Source organism: Pauljensenia sp. UMB3104 (genome assembly GCF_030217285.1).
In the GTDB taxonomy this organism is placed as follows: Bacteria; Actinomycetota; Actinomycetes; order Actinomycetales; family Actinomycetaceae; genus Pauljensenia.
In genome coordinates, this window is record NZ_JASONN010000451.1 from 1 (window position 1) to 251 (window position 251).

The 251-nt window shown below is 56.6% G+C and carries 1 protein-coding gene; it reads right to left on the reverse strand.

Translation table 11 applies throughout. From position 1 onward, the window contains the following. Positions 1-251, reverse strand: a 251-nt coding sequence (locus tag QP415_RS12370) for an rRNA adenine N-6-methyltransferase family protein (protein ID WP_285100269.1), incomplete at both ends; no start/stop codon positions are given.

Consider the following 251-nt stretch of genomic DNA (forward strand, 5'->3'; position numbering starts at 1 on the left):
TGCTTGCGCCTACCCCGGCCCGGCGGCGAGCGACTTCCCACTGCATGAGGAGTACAGCGTCAGTCCATGCCGGCGCATGCAACAACTTTCGAAGAATGGCAGTGGTGAGGTGAAAGGGAATGTTTCCCACAATGACGCAGGGAGTGGCGGGTAACGGGAAGTTAAGGAAATCATCATGGACCACTTCGACCGACGCCGAGGCGGTCTTTTTTGTGAGTTTGGCAGCTAGTTTTGCGTCTACCTCAACTGCC